Genomic DNA, 18,284 nt, shown 5'->3' with positions numbered 1-18,284 from the left:
TCACTTGAAATTGTTCTTCCATTGGCGCAAAGCCGCAAAGACTTCCACGGGCGTTGCCAGGGAACGTCCGGACCAGACAGCAGCAGCGTGAGCAACGGCGGCATGCGGTGTGCGCAGGAAAGGATTGGTCTCGCGCTCCTGGCCGATCGTCGACGGCAAGGTGGGCGTCCCTTCGTTGCGCAGCTCCTGGGCCCGCTGGTACCACTGTTGCAGGGTGCGGTTGGCGGGTTCGACCGCCAGCGCCCAGCGCAAGTTCGCTAGAGTGTACTCGTGCGCACAGCAAACCTGTGTATCTGCCGGTAAGGCAGATAATTTCTCCAATGAATCAAGCATTTGCGCCGGGGTTCCCTCGAACAGCCGGCCACAGCCGCCGGCAAACAGGGTGTCGCCACAGAAAAGCACGCGCTCGACGCCGGCCGCGCGGCCGGTGTAGGCGATGTGGCCGGCCGTGTGGCCGGGCACGTCCAGGACCTCCAGCGCCAGCGCCAGTTCGGGCAGCGTCACGCGGTCGCCCTCGGCCAGCCGCACGTCGCAGTGCGGCAGGGTTTCGCCGGCCGGGCCGTACACCGTCGCGCCGGTGGCCTGCACCAATTCCAGCACGCCGCCCACGTGGTCGGGGTGATGATGCGTGAGTAGAATGGCGCACAGCGTGGCGCCGGTTGCGCGCAGCCAGCGCAGCACCGGCGCGGCGTCGCCGGGATCGACCACGGCGGCCTGGCCCTCATGGGCCAGGGCCCAGATATAGTTATCGGAAAAGGCCGGCAAGGGCACGACGGCGGACAGGGGGGGCGCGGTTTGCATATTGGAAAGGGATCGACAGCGTGGCAGAAGAAACTCCGCCGATTGTAGAACTGGCCGAATGGTTCCAGACGCCGCCGGGGCAGTACGTCCTGGCCTGGGAGCAGGCCCAGTTCGACGAGGCGGTGGCTGACATCTTCGGATATTACGCTTGGCAGGTGGGGCTGGCCGAGCCCAACCTGCTGCGCGCCAACCGCATGCCGTTCAAGGCCTGGGTGGGGGCCGGCGTGCCGCCGCCCGAGCTGGCGCAAGGCTGGCAGGCCTGCGTGGCGGCCGCGCCCGAGGCGCTGCCGTTCGAGTCGCAGAGCGTGGATCTGCTGGTGCTGCCGCACGCCTTCGAATGCGCCGAGGCGCCCCATCTGGTGCTGCGCGAGGTCGAGCGCGTGCTGGTGCCCGAAGGGCGGGTGGTGATTTCCGGCTTCAACCCCTGGAGCCTGTGGGGGGCGCGCAATCTCATGCCCGGCATGGAGGCCTGGCTGCCGCTGCCCCTGTCGGCGCAGGTCGCGCTGCCGCGCCTGAAGGACTGGTTCAAGCTGCTGTCGTTCGAGGTCGAGCGCGGGCGGTTCGGCTGCTACGCGCCCGCCTGCCGCACCGACAAGTGGCTGCGCCGCTGGCGCTTCATGGAGCGCTACGGCCAGCGCTGGTGGGGCCTGGGCGGCGCCGTGTACGTGGTGACCGCCACCAAGAAGGTCGCCGCCATGCGCCTGATCGGCCCGGCCTGGAAGACGCGCCGCAAGCGCGCCCAGGCCGCCTCGGTGGCGGTCAATCGCCAGGCCGACGATCCGGGCCGGTGATAATGCCGTACTTTCATTCCGGCGCGCCCCGATACGGACACTATGCAGAATCTAGAAGGTAGCGGCGACGGCCAGCAGGTGGAAATGTGGACCGACGGCGCATGCAAGGGCAATCCCGGCCCGGGCGGATGGGGCGTGCTGATGCGCGCCGGCCAGCACGAGAAAACCATGCACGGCGGCGAACGCCAGACCACCAACAACCGCATGGAGCTGATGGCCGTCATCGAGGGCCTGCGGGCGCTGAAACGGCCGTGCCGCGTCACCATCCACACCGATTCCCAATATGTCATGAAAGGCATGACGGAATGGCTGGCGAACTGGAAGCGGCGCGGCTGGCGCACGGCCGACAAGAAACCGGTCAAGAACGTCGAGCTGTGGCAGGCCCTGGACGAGCAGGTCGGCCGGCACCAGGTGCAGTGGCGCTGGGTGCGCGGGCACGCCGGCGATCCGGGCAACGAGCGCGCCGACGCCCTGGCCAACCAGGGGGTGGAGGCCGCGCGGGGCCGCTAGCGCACCAGGGATATCCCTAAACGGGCGGCATTGCATGGCACGGCGGGTCCGAATTCCGCGAAACTGCAGGGTAGTGCTGTGCCAAGATGTAAACGCGGGTGCTACAGTGCCAGACTTCCCAATTTGCTGCCGCATCGCCCGGTCGGTGCGGCCTTGCCACGTTTTCGCATGAAGAAAGCCGCATCGATTGCCGCAGTCGCCGCCGGGCTGGCCGCGGGGGCTGCCCTGGGCCTCTATGTGCCGCGCTGGCTCTCCAATTCCGGCGCGCCGGTGACGCCGCTGGCCCAGCCCGGCGTGACGCCGGCGGCCGTCCGGGTCGAAACCGCCAAGGTGGTGGAGACGCCGTTCGCGCGCGGGATCGCCGCCGTGGGCAGCCTGCGCTCTGACGAGTCGGTGGTGCTGCGCCCCGAAGTGGCGGGCCGCATCCAGCACATCGATTTCAAGGAAGGCGAGGCGGTGCGGGCCGGGCAGACCCTGGTGCGGCTGGACGACTCGGTGCCGCGCGCCGAGCTGGACCAGGCGCGCGCCAACCTGGCGCTGGCGCAAAGCCAGTTCCGGCGCGCCCAGGACCTGCAGGGCCGCGGCTTTGTCAGCCAGCAGGCGCGCGACGAGGCGGCCAGCTCGCTGAAGGTGCAGCAGGCCGCGGCCGCGCTGGCCCAGGCCCGGCTGGACAAGATGACGATACGCGCGCCGTTTGCCGGCATCGTGGGACTGCGCGACGTGTCCGTGGGCGACTACGTCAACCAGGGGCAGGACCTCGCGCCGCTGGAGGCGATCGATCCGCTCAAGGTCGATTTCCGCGTGCCCGAGATGTATTTCAGCAAGGTAGGCGTGGGCCAGACGCTCAGCGTGCGGCTCGATGCCCTGCCCGGCGAGCAGCGCCAGGGCGTGGTGTACGCCGTCAGCCCGCTGGTCGACGCGGGCGGCCGCTCGATCCTGCTGCGCGCCACCGTGGCCAACCCCGACAGCGTGCTGCGTCCGGGCATGTTCGCGCGCGTGCAGCTGCTGTTCGGCCAGGAAAAGGCGCTGGCGGTGCCCGAGGCGGCGTTGTCGCCGTCGGGCCAGACCCAGTATGTGTTCCGCGTGCGCGATGGCGTGGCGCAGCGGGTCGAGGTGACGGTGGGCGAGCGGCGCGAAGGCCGGGTCGAGCTGCTGACCGGCGTGGGCGCCGGCGACGAGGTGGTGGTGGCCAGCCTGCAGCGCCTGACCGATGGCGCGCCGGTCACGATCATCGCCAACGGTTCGTAGGCGGGGCGCGCCATGGTGCTCTCGGAAATCTGCATCCGCCGGCCGGTCTTCGCGTCGGTGCTCTCGCTGATCATCGTCCTGATCGGCCTTATTTCGTATACGCGCCTGAGTGTGCGCGAATATCCCAAGATCGACGAGCCCATCGTCTCGGTCGACACCACCTACAAGGGCGCCTCGCCCGAGGTGATCGAGTCGCAGGTCACCAAGCCCCTGGAAGACCAGCTGGCGGGCATCGAGGGCGTGGACGTGATGACCTCGCGCAGCCGCTCCGAGCGCAGCCTGATCAACATCAAGTTCAGCCTCTCGCGCGATCCGGACGCCGCGGCCGCCGAAGTGCGCGACAAGGTATCGCGGGCGCGCCGCTTCCTGCCCGACGAGATCGACGAGCCCATCATCGGCAAGGTCGAGGCCGATTCCCAGCCCATCATCTACATCGCGGTCGAATCCGGCTCGTACTCGGCCATCCAGACCTCGGACTACATCAACCGCTATATCAAGACCCGCCTGTCGGTGCTGCCGGGCGCGGCCGAGGTGCGCGTGTTCGGCGAGCGCCTGCCGTCGATGCGCATCTACGTGGACCGCGACAAGCTGGCGGCCTACGGGCTGACGGTGCAGGACGTGGAGGCGGCGCTGCGCAGCCAGAACGTGGAGATCCCGGCCGGGCGCATCGAATCGCGCGCGCGCGAATTCTCGGTGGTGTCCTCGACCGACCTGCAGACGCCGGCCCAGTTCGAGGATGTGGTGGTGGCCAACGTCAAGGGCTATCCGGTGCGCCTGCGCGACGTGGCCAAGGTGGAGATCGGCGCGGCCAATGATCGCGTGCTGTCGCGCTACAACGGGCGTTCGGCCATCAATATCGGCCTGACGCGCCAGTCCACCGCCAATCCGCTGGAGCTCTCCAAGGCGGTGCGCGCCGAGATCGTGCAGCTCAACCAGAGCCTGCCGGCCGGAATGAAGCTGAACATCGCCTATGACTCGTCGGTGTTTATCGAGCGCTCGATCGACTCGGTGTTCAAGACTATCGGCGAAGCCATCATCCTGGTGGTGCTGGTGATCTTCTTCTTCCTGCGCAACCTGCGCGCCAGCATCATCCCCATCGTCACCATCCCGGTATCGCTGGTGGGCGCCTGCGCCCTGATGTACCTGTTCGGCTTTTCGATCAACACCCTGACCCTGCTCGCGATGGTGCTGGCCATCGGGCTGGTGGTCGACGACGCCATCGTGGTGCTGGAGAACATCTTCCGGCACATCGAGGAAGGCATGCCGCGCAAGCAGGCGGCGTTCCAGGGGTCGCGCGAGATCGGCTTCGCGGTGGTGGCGATGACCCTGACCCTGGTCACGGTGTACGCGCCGCTGGCGTTCGCCACCGGCCGCACCGGGCGGCTGTTCATCGAATTCGCGCTGGCGCTGGCGGGCGCCGTGCTGGTGTCGGGCTTCGTGGCGCTGACGCTTACCCCCATGATGTGCTCGGTGCTGCTGCGGCACCAGCACAGCCACAATCGCTGGTACAACCTGATCGAGGGCTGGCTGGAAGCGCTGGGGCGCGGCTACCGGCGCGCGCTGGAGCTGGCCTTGCGCCATCGCTGGACGGTGGTGGGCGTGGGCGCCGTGGTGGCGGCCGCCAGCGGGGTGCTGTTCTCGGTGGTCAAGAGCGAACTGGCCCCGATCGAGGACCGCGGCGTCGTGTTCGGCATCGTCAGCGCGCCCGAAGGCGCCACGCTGAACTACACGCTCGACAGCATGCTGGGCATCGAACAGTTCTACGCCGCCATCCCGGAGGCCGCCACCGCCCAGGTGACGGTGGGCTTTCCGACGGTCACCGACGGCACGGCCATCCTGCGCCTGACGCCCTGGGAGGAGCGCACCCGGCGCCAGCAGCAGATCGCCCAGGAGCTGCAGCCCAAGTTCGCGTCGCTGCCGGGCGTGCGGGTGTTCCCGACCAATCCGCCCTCGCTGGGGCAGTCGGCCCGTTCCAAGCCGGTGGAATTCATCATCATGAGCCAGGCCTCGTATCCCGAGCTGGCCAAGCTGGTCGGCGTGTTCACCAATGCGCTGCGCGACTATCCCGGCCTGCAGAACATCGATACCGACCTGCGCCTGAACACCCCCGAACTGCGCGTGCACGTCGATCGCGACAAGATGGCCGACGTGGGGGCCAGCGTCGAAGTGGTCGGGCGCACCCTGGAATCCATGCTGGGGGGGCGGCAGGTCACGCGCTACAAGGACCAGGGCGAACAGTACGACGTGATCGTGCAGGTGGTGCAGGGCGACCGCGCCACGCCCGCCGACATCTCGGGCATTTACGTGCGGGCGCGCGATGGCAGCATGGTGCAGCTGGACAACCTGCTGTCGGTGCGCGAAAGCGTGTCGCCGCAGTCGCTCAACCACTTCAACCGCTTGCGCGCGGTCAAGGTCGACGCGGCGGTGGCGCCGGGCTATGCGCTGGGCGAAGTGCTCGACCACATGCACCGGGTGGCGCGCGACGTGCTGCCCAATACGGTGATCACCGACCTCGATGGCCAGTCGCGCGAGTTCCGCGACTCGTCGGGCAGCATCTACCTGGTGTTTGCCATGGCGCTGGCCTTCATCTACCTGGTGCTGGCGGCACAGTTCGAGAGCTGGCGCAATCCCTTCATCATCATGCTGTCGGTGCCGCTGTCGATGACCGGGGCGTTGCTGGCGCTGTGGCTGACCGGCGGCACGCTGTCCATCTACAGCCAGATCGGCCTGATCACCCTGGTGGGGCTGATCACCAAGCACGGCATCCTGATCGTCGAATTCGCCAACCAGCTGCGCGACCAGGGCAAGGCCATGCACGAGGCCGTGGTCGAGGCCAGCGTGCTGCGCCTGCGTCCCATCCTGATGACGACCGGCGCCATGGTGCTGGGCACCGTGCCGCTGGCGCTGGCGCAGGGCGCGGGCGCCGAATCGCGCCAGCAGATCGGCTGGGTGCTGGTCGGCGGGCTGATGCTGGGTACACTACTGACTTTGTTCGTGGTGCCGGTGGCGTATTCGATGATCGCCGCGGCGCGCCCGCAAGGGCAGCGCACCGGCGCCAGCCATACCGGGCCGGCCGTCGCGCCGCCCGCCTCGGAGTAGCACCGCTTATGCGCCAGATCATTTTCGATACGGAAACCACCGGCCTGGACCCGGCCCAGGGCCATCGCATCGTCGAAATCGGTTGCGTCGAGATCGTCAACCGGATGGTCACGGGCAACAATCTGCACCTCTACCTGAACCCCGACCGCGATAGCGACCCCGAGGCGCTGGCGGTGCACGGCCTGACCACCGAGTTCCTGGCCGACAAGCCGCGCTTTGCCGAAGTGGCCGAGCAATTCCTGGCTTTCATCGCCGACGCCGAGCTGATCGCCCACAACGCCGCGTTCGACGTCAAGTTCTTCAACGCCGAGCTGCAGCGCATCGGCCGCGATCCGCTGAACACCCACTGCGAGAACATTGTCGATTCGCTGCTGCATGCGCGCAGCCTGCACCCCGGCAAGCGCAACTCGCTCGACGCGCTGTGCGACCGCTACGGCATCTCCAACGCCCACCGGACCCTGCACGGCGCCTTGCTCGACTCGCAGCTGCTGGCCGAGGTCTGGCTGGCGATGACGCGCGGCCAGGACGCCTTGCTGATCGACGTCGATGACCAGGGCGCGAACGCCAACGGCGCGTTGGTGCTGGGCAAGTTCGATGCCTCGGTGCTGACCGTGCTGGCCGCCAGCGAAGCGGAATTGGCCGAGCATGCGGCCTATCTGCAGGCGCTGGACAAGGCGGTCGGCGGGGCCTGCGCCTGGCGCGCGATCGAGCCGCTGCCCGCGGAATCCGGGCAGCCTGGCTGAGCCTGCGGGCGGTCGTTTGCACACAATGTTTTTTTCGTGCTAGAATTTCGCCTCTTTCGGGGTGGTTAGCTCAGTGGTAGAGCACTGCCTTCACACGGCAGGGGTCACAAGTTCGAAACTTGTACCACCCACCAGCATCCCAGAAGGGCCGGTCGCTTGCAAAAGCACCGGCCCTTCTTCATTTCCGCTTCCTTTTTTCTACCTTTGCGCGAGCGCGTGCTGCGTCTTGTGGCGCGGGCGGGCCGTCGCCGTTGATTTGGCGCAAGCCTGCGCCATGCGGTAGAGTCCGCAAGGCAGGCACGGCAGCTAAGATGGGGCGGGGTTGCCGTTTTGGGGAGGCGCCGGTGGCGCGCGCGGGCCGCATCGTCGCGGGGCGGCCGCGGCCAGGTCAACCAGGGAGAACAAAAGCATGCACCCGGATACGAACACGATGCTGATCATCATCGCGGCGGCCGTCGCCTTGATGATCGTGGGCTTCGGCCTGCGCGACCGCAACCTTGGCCTGGGCCTGCTGGGCATCGGCCTGATCGCCGCGCTCGCGACGATCGCCTACAAGGCATACATTACCTTCAACTCTTTCTACTACTGAGCCGGCCGCGGGGCCGGCACGCGCGGCATGTTAGGATGCGCCGCGTGCGGACGGCCGGGTGCTGTCTGTGCGCATCCCCGGGCCTGCGCGCCAGGCCTGGGCTATCGTCGAACAACGACCATGGCTTGCGCGCCGCCCGTTCATTATCCATGGACCTCCGTGGCGCCTGGCCAGCCAACAGGAGGATGATGTGTTCAAACTGATGTCTCGTTCAGCCGTGAAAATGGTTGAGCGCTATTTGCCCGACCCTTACGTATTCGTGGTGCTGCTGACGCTGGTCGCCGCCGGCGCGGCCATGATCATCGAGGGCCAGACCCCCATGGCCGTCGTGCGCTGGTGGGGCAACGGCTTCTGGGGGCTGCTGACTTTCGCGATGCAGATGCTGCTGGTGCTGGTCACCGGCTACATGCTGGCCAGCACGCCGCTGGTCAAGCGGATGCTGGCGCGGCTGGCCAGCCTGGCCACCAGCGCCGGCGGGGCGATCATCCTGGTCAGCGTGGTGTCGCTGGCCGCCAGCTGGATCAACTGGGGCTTCGGGCTGGTGGTGGGCGCGCTGTTCGCCAAGCAGATCGCCCGCCAGGTGCGGGTCGATTACCGGCTGCTGGTGGCCAGCGCCTATTCCGGCTTCATCATCTGGCACGGCGGTCTGGCCGGCTCGATTCCGCTGACCATCGCGACCGAGGGGCATTTCTCCGCCGACAAGATCGGCATCATTCCCACCGGCGATACGATTTTCGCGGTATTCAACCTGGTGATCGTGGTGGCGATGTTCATCCTCGTGCCGCTGGTCAACCGGCTGATGCTGCCCGACGAGAAGGAAAGCGTCTATGTCGATCCGGCGCGCCTGGAAGAGGCCTCGGTGCCGGCCTCGGACGACGACAAGCGTCCGGCCGCGCGCCTGGAGAACAGCAGGCTGCTGGCCTGGCTGATCGCCGCGGGCGGGCTGGCCTACATGTTCGACTACTACGTCGTGCGCGGCGCCGGCTTGAACCTCAATGTCATCAACTTCAGCTTCCTGATCCTGGCCATCCTGCTGCACGGCACGCCGCGCCGCCTGCTGACCAGCCTGGACGAAGCCATCAAGGGAGGCGCGGGCATCGTGATCCAGTTCCCGTTCTATGCGGGAATCATGGCCATCATGATGGACTCGGGGCTGGCCGCCACCTTGTCCGAGTGGTTCGTGTCGATCGCCTCGGCCGCCACGCTGCCGTTCTGGACCTTCATCAGCGCCGGCATCGTGAACATCTTCATTCCGTCGGGCGGCGGGCAATGGGCGGTGCAAAGCCCCATCGTGATCAGCGCGGCGCAGGCGCTCGGCGCGGATATGCCGAGGGTGGCGATGGCCGTTGCCTGGGGCGACGCCTGGACCAACATGCTCCAGCCGTTCTGGGCCTTGCCGGTGCTGGCGATTGCCGGCCTGAAGGCCAAGGACATCATGGGCTATTGCATCATCCAGCTGCTGGTGACCGGCGTCATCATTTCGGTGGGACTGAGCTTCTTCTAGCCCGGCGCCAGCCGCCTACCTGCCCTCGGGCAGGGGCGGCGCGCCCAGTTTCTCGAAGGCTTCCACGGCGCCGTCGTGCAGGGGAATGCTCAATCCGCGCCCGGCGTTGGCCGCGGATACCTGCGCGCCCTGCGCGGACCCGGCGGCCAGCAGGTCCTGCCCGGCCCGGTATACCACGTCCACCATATGCGCGGCCTCGTCGCGCGTCAGATCGGCCGTGGTGACCAGCAGCGCCGCCATGCCCACCGTGGGGATGGCCGCGGCCTGGCTGGGGTAGGTGTTGGCCGGGATGTCCAGCGCCATCAGGGTCGGATCGGCCTGCACCAGCTTGTCGATCGCAGCCCGGTCCAGCGGCAGCAGCGCTAGGCGCGCCTGGGTCAGCGCCGCGCGCAAGGGCGCGGCCGGCGTACCGATGACCTGCGCCACCGCGTCGACCCGTCCTTCGCTCAGCTGCGGCAGGGCCGCGGCGGCCGGCGTGTCGATGACTGCATAGTCGCGCCCCGGCTGCAGCCCATGGGCTGCCAGCACGGTCTCCAGCGTGGTGCGTACCGCCGAGCCCGCCGGGCCCAGGGCAATCTTCTTGCCGCGCAGCGCGCCCACCGTGGCGATGCCATCGCCCTGGCGCACCACGATGTGCACCAGCTCCGGATACAGGCTGCCCAGCGCGCGCAACCCGGAGAACGGTCCCTGGCTTTCGAACGGCCCCTTGCCCTCGTAGGCCAGTTGCGCGATGTCGGCCTGCGACAGGGCGGCCACCGCCGCGCCGCTGCGCAGCATGGCCATGTTGTCCGCGCTGCCGCCGGTAATGAGGGGAATGACGCGCACCTGCTCGTTGCGCCCGATCGCGGCCAGCGCCTGGCCGAACGCCAGGTACTCGCCCTTGTCGGGGCCGGTCGCCAGCGGGTAGCCCTTTTGCAGGCGGGCAAGCCGGCCATTGATGCGCGCCACCGAGCGCTTCAGCTCCTGTTGCACCACGTGCTGGGCGGTGCTGGAGGCGCTGTAGGGCACGGAACGCGTGATCTGCTCCAGCGTCTGGAGCAGCTGGCGCGTCACCGGCGGCGGCGCGCCGGTGTCCAGCGAGGGCGCTTCGGCGGCCGTGAAGCTGGCCGGGGCGACGTGCACCCATTGGTCTGCGTCGCGCTGGTAGATGGCGCTGGCGTGGGCGACGATCTGGTCGCCGGCGGCATTGCCGCTGGATTTCACCCCCGAGATGCTGCGCGGCCCGGCGCCCAGCAGGCTGACCAGCGCGGCGGCGCCGGGCTGGTCCCAGGCGCCCAGGGTGAGGTCCTTCTTCAGGCCCAGCACCACATCGTAATAGACCACCCGGCGCGTCTGGCCCGGCGGGGCCGTGCTGTCGGTGGCCGAGCCCATGCGGCGCAGCGCGACGATGTCGAACAGGTCCGGGCCGTACGTGGCGGCCAGGGTCTGGCCGACATCGCGCTGCAGGATCTCGGTATCGGGAGCGCGGCTGCAGGCGGCCAGCAGCAGGCAGGCGGAGAGAATGAGCCAGCGGATGAACATGGTCACATGCCTCCCACGAACGGCAGGGCGATCAGCGAGGTCAGGACGATCACGTTCAGGATGTCGACCAGGAACGCGCCGGTGACCGGCACCACGATGAACGATTCGGGCGCCGGGCCGTGGCGCCGCGTCAGCGCCTGCATATTGGCGATGGCCGTCGCGGTGGCGCCCATGGCGAAGCCGCAGAACGCCGCCGCCATGACGGCCGCCTCGTAGTCGCGCTTGAGCATCCGGAACACCGCCCAGCCGGCATACAGCGCGCACACCAGCGCCTGCGCCACCAGCATCAGCGCCAGCGGGCCGGCCAGCCGCACCACGCTGGACAGGTCCAGCGTCATCATGGTCAGGCCCAGGAACAGCGACAGCGAGATCGATCCGATGATTTCCGAGACCCGGTCGTCCAGCCGTATGCCGACGTATCCGCCGAAGTTGCGGATGATCGCGCCGGTGGCCAGGCACCACAGGAAATTCGGCAGGCTGATCGGGGCGTCCTCGACCAGGCCCGCCAGGTAGCTGCCGACCACGACCGTCACGAATACCGCCGTCAGCGAGGTGATGAACGACGTGGCGGTGGGCGCCTCGGCGGTGGTCTCGACTTCGGGCAGTACCTGGTTGGCGTCCTTGCCGGCCATGCGCGGGTCCAGCTTGTGCCGGCGGATCAGCCATTCGGCCACCGGGCCGCCGATGATGCCGCCGAGCACCAGGCCGATCGTGGCGGCGGTCATGGCCAGCGCCATGACGTCCTGGATATTGTTGATGTCGGCAAAGCGCGCCGCGTAGGCGGCGCCGGTGCCGTGCCCGCCCACCAGGGTGATGGTGCCGCCGATCAGCCCCATCAGCGGATGCATGTCCAGCAGCCAGGCCAGGCCCAGGCCGACGGCGTTCTGCAGCACCAGGAAGGGAATCAGCGCCAGCAGGAAGGCGATCAGGCGCGGCCCGCCGCGCGCCAGCAGCTTGAGGTCGGCGGTCAGGCCGATGCAGCCGAAGAAGATCAGCAGCAGGGTGGGTTTGATGTTGGTCTCGAGCGAGATCTGGATCCCGCCCCAGGTGCCCAGGGCGGTGGCCAGGACCGCGAACAGCAGGCCGCCGACGATGGGGTCGGGAATGCTGTAGCGCGACAGCACGCCGATGCGCGTGGTCAGAATGCGGCCTGCGACCAGCACCAGGCAGCAGGCCAGAAGCGACTGAACGGGCGTGAGGGAAATCATGCGAGCCTTTGGCCCTCCAGGGCCGGTTGAAACCTCAGGACGAACTAGCGCTGCGCGAAAGCCGTGGCCGGGCGCAACGGCGCGTGCGCCTGGCCGGCTGCTCCATGACCGGCCTGTCCGCTGGCCGGATTTCCGGGCGGCGGGCAGTCTCGCTGATGGCCTATTGTGGGCCAGTTGACCGCCGGGCTCAATATTTCAGCCGGCCAGGTCGGCGCGCACCATGTAGCGGGCCCCGTCGCCATAGCCGGCCAGCTTGGCGCGCAGCGCGTCCGAATCCGCCAGGGGCTGGTAGCCATGCCGCAGCCAGTAGCCGACGGCCGGGGCCAGCGCCACCAGGCTGGCGCGCCGCAGGCCCAGGCGCCGCGCCTGCGCGCGTCCGCCGGCCAGCAAGGCCGCGGCCACGCCGCCGCCCTGGGCGGCGGGCAGCACGGCGCAATCATGGACGAACCAGGTATCGGCGGCGCCCGGCAGGCGCTCGAGCGATCGGTCCAGGGCCGGCGGCAGGCCGGCGTCCCAGGGATAGGCGATCAGGTAACCGATGAGATCCTGGCCGTCCAGCGCGACCTGGCAGGTGGCTGGCGCGATCTCGATCCGGTTCTGGAACAGGGCGGCGCTCTCGAGCAGGCTGGCCGGGTACACAGCGGCCTGGACTCGCAGCACTGCCTCCACGTCGGCCGGCCGCATTGTTCGCACAATGTAACTTTGGGGCACGTACTTCTCCGTTCGGGGTGCGGCGATTTTACCGAAGCCCGGCGAACGCTCCCAACGGCAGCGGATTTGATGAAAATTTGATGGGGCTTCACGAATACTGGCGGCCGTTCCCGTCAATTTCGCCGTGGTGTGTTCATGTATACCGAATTCCGATCCCAGCTGCTTGCCGGCGCCGGCACGTCCGCCGCCGGGCAGTCCGCGCGCATGGCGGTGCTGGCGGGGGACGGCGCCACCGGCGTGCAGGTCAGCTGCGTGGTGCCGGGCCTGAACGAGGCGGCCAACCTGCGGGTGCTGGTGCCGGCCCTGCGCGCCTGCCTGGAGCAATGGTGTGCCAGCTGGGAAATCATCGTCGTCGACGACGGCAGCACCGACGATACCGCCGAGCTGATGGCGCAATGGTCCGCGGTCGAGGGCATCCGCTACGTGCAGCTGTCGCGCAATTTCGGCAAGGAGGCCGCCCTGACGGCCGGCCTGGAAGCCGCGGACGGCGACGCCGTCATCTGTCTGGACGCCGACATGCAGCATCCGCCCGAACTGATAGGCGACATGCTGGCGGCCTGGCGCAACGGCGCCGACATGGTCTACGCGGTGCGGCGCCAGCGCGACGACGAGCCGTGGTTCAAGCGTGTCGGCGCCCGCGCGTTCTACCGCCTGCTGAGCACGGCGCGCGGCGTCGAGGTGCCGCCGCACGCGGGCGACTTCCGCCTGATGGACCGCCGCGTGGTCGAGGCCCTGGTGGCGCTGCCCGAACGCACCCGCTTCATGAAGGGGCTGTATGCCTGGGTGGGCTTCAAGTCGCAGGCCGTGCCCTACACCCCGCAAGCGCGCCGCCATGGCGCCAGCCACTTCAGCGCCTGGAAGCTGTTTCGCCTGGCCTGCGACGGCCTGACCGCCTTCACCACCTGGCCGCTGCGGCTGGTCAGCCTCATCGGCGTGCTGTTCGCGCTGCTGTCGCTGTCCTACGGCGGTTACCTGGTGGCCGACTATCTCATCAGCGGCAACGCGGTGTCCGGCTGGACCACCATCGTCACCGCGCTGCTGTTCTTTGCCGGCATCAACCTGATTTCGCTGGGCGTGGTGGGCGAGTACGTGGCCCGGATCTTCGACGAAGTGAAAGGCCGGCCCCTGTTCATCGCCCGTCAACGCCGCGGGCGCGCCAAGCGCGCGGCCAAGGCGCGTTCCCAATGACTCTCGCTACCCGATCCATGCAACCCCATGCGGTTTCCCCTGGCCAGGCCAGGTCCTGGCCCCTGCCCGCGGCGGGCTGGCTGCTTCTCGCGGTCGGCGTCTGGCTGGCCTTCCTGTCCTGGATGCGGCCCCTGGCGCTGCCCGACGAAGGGCGCTACGCCGGCGTGGCCTGGGACATGCTGCGCAACGGCTCGTTCGCGGTGCCGCTCATCGACGGCATGCCGTATTTCCACAAGCCGCCGCTGTACTACTGGCTGGCCGAGCTGTCGTTCCGCCTGTTCGGCGTCAACGAATGGGCGGTGCGCCTGCCCTCGGCGCTGGCCGCCTGGGCCAGCGCCGTCGCGCTGTACCTGTTCGTGCGCCGCCATCGCGACGCCGCGTCCGCGACGCTCTGCGTGCTGGTGCTGGCCACGCTGCCGCTGTTTTTCGGCGGCGCCCAGTACGCCAACATGGACATGCTGGTGGCCGGCATGATCACGCTGTGCGTGCTGGCCGGCGCCGACACGGCGCTGCGTGTCCGCGGCGGGCAGGCCTGGCGCGCCATGGCGCTGGCCACCGGCGTGTGCGCCGCGCTGGCCATGCTGGCCAAGGGGCTGATCGGGCTGGTGCTGCCGGGCGCGATCCTGCTGGCCTGGCTGGCGTGGCGGCGCGACTGGCGCGGCCTGCGGGCCTTGCTGTGGCCGCCCGCCATCCTGGCGTTCGCGGTGGTGGCCGTGCCCTGGTTCTGGCTGATGCAGGTACGCTACCCGGGCTTTTTCCAGTACTTCTTCGTCCACCAGCATTTCGAGCGTTTCGCGCAGACCGGCTTCAACAATGTGCAGCCGTTCTGGTTCTACCTGCCCGTCATCGCGGGCCTGGCATTGCCGTGGTCGTTGTGGGCCGGCGGCTTGCTGCGCAAGCAATTCTGGGCCGCCGACGCCGACCCGGACGGCTTGCGCCGCCTGGCGCTGGTCTGGCTGGCGGTCATCGTGGCGTTTTTCTCCATGCCGCAGTCCAAGCTGGTCGGCTACATCATGCCGGTGCTGCCGCCGCTGGCCTTCCTGCTGGCCGAAGTGGTGATGGGCGCCTTGCGCGACCCGGCGGTGGCGCGGGCCACGCGCCGCATGGCGCGCGTCAGCGCCCTGGTGGCGGTGGCCATCTGCGTGACCGCGGTGTTCGTGGCGTCGTTCAACGCCCGCGGCAGTTCGCGCGAGCTGGCCCTGTCGCTGCGCGGCGAGCTGCGGCCGGACGACACGCTGGTGGCCCTGCATACCTATCCGTTCGACCTGCAGCTGTATGCCCATGCGGCCCGGCCGATGTGGGTGGTCGACGACTGGAGCAACCCCGAAATTCCCAAGCGCGACAATTGGCGCAGGGAGCTCTACGACGCGGTCCAGTTCGAGCCGGCCCTGGGCGAGCGGCTGCTGGTCTCGGCAGATACTTTCCAGCAGCGCCTGTGCCAGGCGCCGGAGGGCAGCCGTTACTGGGTCTGGGGCACGGCGGCCGACGAAGAGGCGTACGCGCCGCTGCGCGGCCAGGCGGCGCGCTTTGCCGACGCGCGGCGCAGCCTCTGGCTGGTGCTGGTGGACGAAGCCTTCAAGGGGCGTGTCTGTGACGGAACGCCCACAGGCGGCTAGCGACGAATGTCAGGAAGGCCAGCCCGATCAACACCAGGGCCAGCAGCACGTCATAGGGCAGCGACGTGGCGTGCAGCAGCCAGGCATATGACAACTCATTGATGGCGAAACCCAGGGCTGACACAAGGAAGAAACGCCGGGCGGCTATGGTCCAGGATGCCGCAAGGTGGCGGAAAGTGAGTCTGAAATGACCAGTGAACGATACGACGAAGGCCAACAGCCAGCCCACCACGTTGGCCCCCAGCGGGGGCAGGCCGGCCCATTCCACGCAGGCGACCGCGACGGCCCAATGGGTGGCGGCCGCGGCGCATCCGACGGCAATGAACCAGGCAATCTGTCGCAGCAGGCCGCGCATGTCGAAGAGGTGTCTCCCTTGAGGAACCAGGCCGGCGATGTCCGTTGCCGGCGCATCGCGGTGTGCGGCGATGATTTTGGCATGAACGAGGCCATCGATGGCGCGCTGATCGAATTGGCCGGCGCGGGACGCCTGAGCGCGGTCAGCTGCATGCCGTTGGCGCCGGCGTTCGCCGCCGATGCGCCGGCGCTGGCGCGCCTGGACGTCGACCTGGGCGTCCATGTCGATTTCACCGAAGCCTTTGCCGGCGCCGCCCCGGCCGCGCCCGGGCTGGCGGCCCTGCTGTGGCGCGCCTACGCCGGCCAGCTGGATCCGGACTGGATCGATGCGCGGCTGGCCAGCCAGTTCGACGCGTTCGAACGGGCATTCGGCCGCGCGCCCGACTACGTCGACGGCCACCAGCACGTGCATCAGCTGCCCGGCATCCTGCCGCGCTTGCGCGCCCTGCTCAAGCGGCGCTACGCCGGGCAGCGCATCTGGCTGCGGCATACCGCACCCGGCCTGCAGTTCGGGCTGCCGCTGGCCGAAGCCGCCAAGGCGCGGCTGATCGGCGCGCTGGGCGCCGGGGCGCTGGCGCGCGCCGCCGGCCAGGAGGGCTGGCAGACCAACCGGCGCATGCTGGGCGTCTACGGTTTCACGGGCGGGCCGCGGCGTTACGCCGGCCTGCTGCATCATTGGCTGATGAATGCACGCGATGGCGATCTGCTGATGTGCCATCCGGGCTGGCCGCAGGTCCACGGCGCGGCGCACGCCTCCCAGCGCGCCGCCGAATACGAGGTGCTGGCGCACCCCGAACTGGGCACCTGGCTGGCGCGCAACGGCTTGCGCATCGTGCGCCTGAGCCAGGTCCGTGGCCGGCAGGCGAGCCAGGAATCGGGTAAGGTCCGGAATGTTCCGCATTCCGGCAGCTTCCGGCGCCTGGCAAGCCGTTTATGAGTTCTTCCTCGAAACAAACCCCCAAAACCATCAAGGAACGCTTCCTGCACGCGTTCTTCTTCGAAATCATCGCCATCGGCCTGAGCGCGCCCGTCGCCGCCTGGGCCATGGACCAGCCGCTGTTCGACATGGGCGTGCTGACCGCCGTCATCGCCTGGATCGCGCTGCTGTGGAACATGGTCTACAACGCCGGCTTCGAACGGCTGGAGCGCCGCTTCGGCGTGGTCCGTACCATGCCGGTGCGCGTGGCGCATGCGGTGGGCTTCGAGCTGGGCCTGGTGCTGATCATCGTGCTGCTGGCCGCCTGGTGGCTGGCCATCAGCTTCTGGGAAGCCTTCATGCTGGACATCGGCCTGCTGATGTTCTACCTGCCCTACGCCTTCTTCTACAACCTGGCCTATGACAAGCTGCGCGCGCGCTGGTGGGGCCGGATCGAGCCGGCCGGCGCCTGAGCCGCTCAGGTACCGGGCCGAGAGGCCGTGAGCGGGGTCGGGGCGCCCTGGCGGCCGGCATAGCCGCGGCCGGCGTCGCGTACGAAGTCGGCCACGGCATCTTCATAGATGCGTCCGCTGCGGATCGCGCCCGAGTGCGACGCGCCTTCGATCTTCACCAGCCGCTTGAGGTCGGCGGGCACCTGTTGCGCGGCGCGATAGAGTTCGTCGCTCATGGTGTGCGGCACCACCCGGTCGGCCGTGCCATGCAGCAGCAACATGAGAGTGGTCAGCGCGGCCAGCTTGTCCACCGAGGCGAACGGTTGCGTGACCAGCAGCGTGGCGCCGGGCACCCAGCCCCATTTCATCGTGCCGAGCATGGCCCCGATGCTGGTGAAGCTGGATTCGACGATCAGCCCCGCGAACGGCGGCAGATCGGGCCGCGCCGCCAGGTCGATGGCGATGGCGCCGCCCAGGCTGTGGCCGTAGATGAAGCGGCGCGCCGGATCGGGCTGGCGGCGCGCCAGTTCCTGCAGCGCCGCGGCGGCGTCCTGCGAGGCGCTTTGCTCCGAGGGCAGCAGCGGCGTCGACTGGCCGAAGCCGCGATAATCGATCGCCAGCATCGAGTAGCCCATGCCGGTCCAGCCCTCCATGCGGAACGCGCTGCCGTTGAGGTTCCAGCGCGCGCCGTGCAGGTACAGCACGGTCGGCGCGTCGCGGCGCGGGCTCTGCCAGTACCAGGCATGCACCTTGTCGCCGTTGGGCAGCGCCAGGTCGAACACCTCGGTGCCTGCCGGCGGTTCGCGCCACCAGCGCTGCTGATCGGTTTGCGGCGAGAAAATGGCCTGGCGCTGCCAGGCGTCGAGCTGGTTGAAGCCCAGCGCGCCGGCCGCCAATAGCAGCACGGCCGCCATGCGGCGCCACGAGAGTCTGAAGGGCAGGCAAACCATGTAACCGGAGCTTGTTCGTATTCGAGGGCGCGCGCGGCGGCGCCCGCCTTCTGCTCAGACCATGCGGCGTGCCCGCCAGTTCC

17 protein-coding genes and 1 tRNA gene are annotated in these 18,284 nt (G+C 68.8%); 12 read left to right on the top strand and 6 right to left on the bottom strand.

Features of this window, described 5'->3' with window-relative positions; all coding sequences use genetic code 11:
• Positions 1-801 carry a hydroxyacylglutathione hydrolase gene (gloB, locus tag LK409_RS17395; RefSeq protein ID WP_010929267.1) on the bottom strand — a complete coding sequence of 267 codons (801 nt, stop codon included), beginning with the start codon at positions 799-801 and terminating at the stop codon, positions 1-3.
• A gap of 20 nt (positions 802-821) precedes the next feature.
• Here gloB and LK409_RS17390 point away from each other — a divergent pair, with 20 nt between their 5' ends.
• From LK409_RS17390 to LK409_RS17355, 8 genes are all read left to right on the top strand, one after another.
• Positions 822-1,592 carry a class I SAM-dependent methyltransferase gene (locus LK409_RS17390; RefSeq protein WP_003814735.1) on the top strand — a complete coding sequence of 257 codons (771 nt, stop codon included), beginning with the start codon at positions 822-824 and terminating at the stop codon, positions 1,590-1,592.
• Positions 1,593-1,634: 42 nt separating this feature from the next.
• Entirely contained in the window at positions 1,635-2,102 is a 468-nt protein-coding gene (gene rnhA, locus LK409_RS17385) for a ribonuclease HI (RefSeq protein WP_003814734.1), read from the top strand.
• Positions 2,103-2,270: 168 nt separating this feature from the next.
• On the top strand, positions 2,271-3,350 hold the full coding sequence (locus tag LK409_RS17380; protein ID WP_041937296.1) for an efflux RND transporter periplasmic adaptor subunit: 1,080 nt from the start codon (positions 2,271-2,273) through the stop codon (positions 3,348-3,350).
• A 12-nt stretch (positions 3,351-3,362) separates the two neighbouring features.
• On the top strand, positions 3,363-6,449 hold the full coding sequence (locus LK409_RS17375) for an efflux RND transporter permease subunit (RefSeq protein WP_010929265.1): 3,087 nt from the start codon (positions 3,363-3,365) through the stop codon (positions 6,447-6,449).
• Between the two features lie 8 nt (positions 6,450-6,457).
• Entirely contained in the window at positions 6,458-7,192 is a 735-nt protein-coding gene (gene dnaQ, locus LK409_RS17370) for a DNA polymerase III subunit epsilon (protein WP_003814730.1), read from the top strand.
• Positions 7,193-7,251: 59 nt separating this feature from the next.
• Positions 7,252-7,326 (top strand) — tRNA-Val (locus LK409_RS17365).
• A 275-nt stretch (positions 7,327-7,601) separates the two neighbouring features.
• Positions 7,602-7,781 (top strand): hypothetical protein, encoded by a 180-nt coding sequence (locus LK409_RS17360; RefSeq protein WP_003814728.1) that lies wholly within the window; start codon positions 7,602-7,604, stop codon positions 7,779-7,781.
• A 190-nt stretch (positions 7,782-7,971) separates the two neighbouring features.
• Complete coding sequence (locus LK409_RS17355) at positions 7,972-9,285, top strand: short-chain fatty acid transporter (protein WP_041937295.1); 1,314 nt, start codon at positions 7,972-7,974, stop codon at positions 9,283-9,285.
• A gap of 15 nt (positions 9,286-9,300) precedes the next feature.
• Here the strand turns inward: LK409_RS17355 and LK409_RS17350 are convergent, their stop codons facing one another.
• The 3 genes from LK409_RS17350 to LK409_RS17340 form a co-directional block, all read right to left on the bottom strand.
• Positions 9,301-10,812 (bottom strand): TAXI family TRAP transporter solute-binding subunit, encoded by a 1,512-nt coding sequence (locus LK409_RS17350; protein ID WP_010929263.1) that lies wholly within the window; start codon positions 10,810-10,812, stop codon positions 9,301-9,303.
• Positions 10,809-12,014, bottom strand: coding sequence for a sodium/glutamate symporter (gene gltS / locus LK409_RS17345; RefSeq protein ID WP_003814723.1), 1,206 nt, complete (start codon positions 12,012-12,014; stop codon positions 10,809-10,811). Before gltS ends, LK409_RS17350 begins: the two co-directional genes overlap by 4 nt.
• Before the next feature lie 195 nt (positions 12,015-12,209).
• Positions 12,210-12,725, bottom strand: coding sequence for a GNAT family N-acetyltransferase (locus tag LK409_RS17340; protein ID WP_003814722.1), 516 nt, complete (start codon positions 12,723-12,725; stop codon positions 12,210-12,212).
• A gap of 129 nt (positions 12,726-12,854) precedes the next feature.
• Between LK409_RS17340 and LK409_RS17335 the strand changes: the two genes are divergently transcribed.
• Both LK409_RS17335 and LK409_RS17330 read left to right on the top strand, forming a co-directional pair.
• Positions 12,855-13,913 carry a glycosyltransferase family 2 protein gene (locus tag LK409_RS17335; protein ID WP_003814720.1) on the top strand — a complete coding sequence of 353 codons (1,059 nt, stop codon included), beginning with the start codon at positions 12,855-12,857 and terminating at the stop codon, positions 13,911-13,913.
• Positions 13,910-15,529 carry an ArnT family glycosyltransferase gene (locus tag LK409_RS17330; RefSeq protein WP_010929262.1) on the top strand — a complete coding sequence of 540 codons (1,620 nt, stop codon included), beginning with the start codon at positions 13,910-13,912 and terminating at the stop codon, positions 15,527-15,529. Before LK409_RS17335 ends, LK409_RS17330 begins: the two co-directional genes overlap by 4 nt.
• Here the strand turns inward: LK409_RS17330 and LK409_RS17325 are convergent.
• The gene (locus tag LK409_RS17325) at positions 15,489-15,884 is read right to left on the bottom strand and encodes a GtrA family protein (RefSeq protein ID WP_042962164.1); all 396 of its coding nucleotides are present in this window, start codon (positions 15,882-15,884) and stop codon (positions 15,489-15,491) included. The genes LK409_RS17330 and LK409_RS17325 overlap by 41 nt on opposite strands.
• On the opposite strand from LK409_RS17325, the gene LK409_RS17320 reads away from it, so the two are divergent.
• Both LK409_RS17320 and LK409_RS17315 read left to right on the top strand, forming a co-directional pair.
• Positions 15,819-16,820 (top strand): ChbG/HpnK family deacetylase, encoded by a 1,002-nt coding sequence (locus LK409_RS17320; protein ID WP_162835034.1) that lies wholly within the window; start codon positions 15,819-15,821, stop codon positions 16,818-16,820. The two genes, LK409_RS17325 and LK409_RS17320, sit on opposite strands and share 66 nt — an antisense overlap.
• The gene (locus LK409_RS17315) at positions 16,817-17,272 is read left to right on the top strand and encodes a multidrug/biocide efflux PACE transporter (RefSeq protein WP_010929261.1); all 456 of its coding nucleotides are present in this window, start codon (positions 16,817-16,819) and stop codon (positions 17,270-17,272) included. The genes LK409_RS17320 and LK409_RS17315 overlap by 4 nt, the downstream gene beginning before the upstream one ends.
• Positions 17,273-17,277: 5 nt before the next feature.
• On the opposite strand, the gene LK409_RS17310 is transcribed toward LK409_RS17315, so the two are convergent.
• The gene (locus LK409_RS17310; RefSeq protein WP_010929260.1) at positions 17,278-18,201 is read right to left on the bottom strand and encodes an alpha/beta hydrolase; all 924 of its coding nucleotides are present in this window, start codon (positions 18,199-18,201) and stop codon (positions 17,278-17,280) included.
• Between the last annotated feature and the right edge of the window lie 83 nt (positions 18,202-18,284).

The sequence above is a fragment of the Bordetella parapertussis genome, assembly GCF_020735925.1.
Lineage (GTDB): Bacteria > Pseudomonadota > Gammaproteobacteria > Burkholderiales > Burkholderiaceae_B > Bordetella > Bordetella pertussis.
This window is presented reverse-complemented; position numbering and strand designations above follow the sequence as displayed.

What these genes read in the sequence shown, in the direction of transcription:
- LK409_RS17375 (WP_010929265.1), top strand. Translation starts at nt 3,363, where the DNA reads ATGGTGCTCTCGGAAATCTGCATCCGCCGGCCGGTCTTCGCGTCGGTG.
- LK409_RS17315 (WP_010929261.1), top strand. Translation starts at nt 16,817, where the DNA reads ATGAGTTCTTCCTCGAAACAAACCCCCAAAACCATCAAGGAACGCTTC.
- gltS (WP_003814723.1), bottom strand. Translation starts at nt 12,014, where the DNA reads ATGATTTCCCTCACGCCCGTTCAGTCGCTTCTGGCCTGCTGCCTGGTG.
- LK409_RS17380 (WP_041937296.1), top strand. Translation starts at nt 2,271, where the DNA reads ATGAAGAAAGCCGCATCGATTGCCGCAGTCGCCGCCGGGCTGGCCGCG.
- dnaQ (WP_003814730.1), top strand. Translation starts at nt 6,458, where the DNA reads ATGCGCCAGATCATTTTCGATACGGAAACCACCGGCCTGGACCCGGCC.
- gloB (WP_010929267.1), bottom strand. Translation starts at nt 801, where the DNA reads ATGCAAACCGCGCCCCCCCTGTCCGCCGTCGTGCCCTTGCCGGCCTTT.
- LK409_RS17325 (WP_042962164.1), bottom strand. Translation starts at nt 15,884, where the DNA reads ATGCGCGGCCTGCTGCGACAGATTGCCTGGTTCATTGCCGTCGGATGC.
- LK409_RS17330 (WP_010929262.1), top strand. Translation starts at nt 13,910, where the DNA reads ATGACTCTCGCTACCCGATCCATGCAACCCCATGCGGTTTCCCCTGGC.
- LK409_RS17360 (WP_003814728.1), top strand. Translation starts at nt 7,602, where the DNA reads ATGCACCCGGATACGAACACGATGCTGATCATCATCGCGGCGGCCGTC.
- LK409_RS17310 (WP_010929260.1), bottom strand. Translation starts at nt 18,201, where the DNA reads ATGGTTTGCCTGCCCTTCAGACTCTCGTGGCGCCGCATGGCGGCCGTG.
- LK409_RS17320 (WP_162835034.1), top strand. Translation starts at nt 15,819, where the DNA reads ATGGGTGGCGGCCGCGGCGCATCCGACGGCAATGAACCAGGCAATCTG.
- rnhA (WP_003814734.1), top strand. Translation starts at nt 1,635, where the DNA reads ATGCAGAATCTAGAAGGTAGCGGCGACGGCCAGCAGGTGGAAATGTGG.